This is a genomic window from Mycobacterium sp. TH-M106, from assembly GCF_057473765.1.
In genome coordinates this window covers 1-1,267 of the sequence record NZ_JBYCLE010000464.1, presented here as the reverse complement: position 1 = coordinate 1,267, position 1,267 = coordinate 1, and the positions used below count along the sequence as shown (strand labels likewise).

Annotated in this window: 2 protein-coding genes and 1 pseudogene; all 3 read right to left on the bottom strand. The window is 68.8% G+C overall.

The genetic code is table 11. From position 1 onward, the window contains the following. Positions 1–361 (bottom strand): DUF742 domain-containing protein (locus AC2VOP_RS16570; protein ID WP_486961985.1); only part of this gene is annotated, 361 nt, incomplete at its 3' end. Positions 362–367: 6 nt separating this feature from the next. Continuing rightward, positions 368–865: a roadblock/LC7 domain-containing protein gene (locus AC2VOP_RS16565; RefSeq protein WP_486961984.1), complete on the bottom strand. Its 498-nt coding sequence runs from the start codon at positions 863–865 to the stop codon at positions 368–370. Continuing rightward, positions 862–1,267, bottom strand: a pseudogene (locus tag AC2VOP_RS16560) (ATP-binding protein); the annotation flags it as partial. The pseudogene AC2VOP_RS16560 and the gene AC2VOP_RS16565, both read right to left, overlap by 4 nt.

The following is a 1,267-nucleotide window of genomic DNA, read 5'->3' as shown; positions in this document are numbered from 1 at the left end:
CTCGTAGGCCACGGAGCGTCCTTCCTATCAGTTCGCGGCGTTCGCCTCGGGTCGAGTGGTCGTCCAACGTCGGACGTATCCGAAGGTATCCCGACGTAACCAGATCACCGATCAAGACGCGCACGACACCGAGCGGCACATCCAATCGCGCCGAGATTTCGGCGACCGACGGGCTCTTAACGCACAGCGCGACGATCTTGCCCCGCGTGTCGTTCAGCGGCCAGCGGTGAAACAGCGCCGACTTCAGGGTCTGCACCGGCGCTTCCAGCGGCAGGTCGACGTTGGTGTCGGTGCGGCCGGAGGTCAGCGTGTAGGGGCGGACCAGGTTCGCATCAGGCACCGGCGGCTCGGGTGTTTCCATCGCCGCTCACGCATGCCGGAAGTGCGGCGACGCCGCGGGCCGGTGGGGGTCCCCCCGATTGCGGGGGCCAGCCGGTCCATCGGGCGCGACTCGTCGCGACGACTGCACGACGGTACCCACCCGCTCGACGAGGATCGCCATCTCGTAGCCGATCTGACCGATGTCACACGATGTCGCCGCCAGCGCGGCCAGATGCGAGCCGTCACCGACCCGCATCAACAGCAGGTAGCCGTCCTCCATCTCCACCACGGTCTGCAGCACCTGGCCCCCCTCGAACAGTTGCGCCGCCCCGGTCGCCAGGCTGGCCAGCCCCGACGACACCGCAGCCAACTGGTCGGCCCGTTCGACCGGCAGATGTTCACTGGCCGCGACCAGCAACCCGTCCACCGAAACCAGCACCGCATGCGACACCCCGGGCACTTCGCGGGCGAATGTCGACACCAGCCAGTCCAGTGAGTTCTCCGGCGAACGCTGCCGGTCCGATGGGCTCGAGGGGAACGTCATTCGTCGTCGAGTCCCTGGCCGATATCCCAGTCTGCCTCTGCCGCGCGTGACCGTGCGGCATGCACCCCGCCGAAGTGGCTGGCGATCGAGGATCGGATCGCGTCGGGATCGCGTTCGGGCGCCTGGTGCGCGGGCCGACGCGACATGTTGTCAGCGGACGCCGGGCGCTCGGCACGCCCTGGCTCGGCCCGGTGCTGCCCTGCCCGGTCAACCGAGCCCGGCACCAGCCGGATACCGGGCTCGCGGATCGGTAGACCCTGCTCGGTGTGGGAGGTAACCGGGGCGTTCTCCGCTTCGGCGGCCAACGTCCAGCCGTGGTCCCACACCGACTTCCAGTCCAGGTCGGCGCTGCGGCCCAACTCGTGCGGGTCGACCAGCCACTCCGACATCATCCGTTGGTAG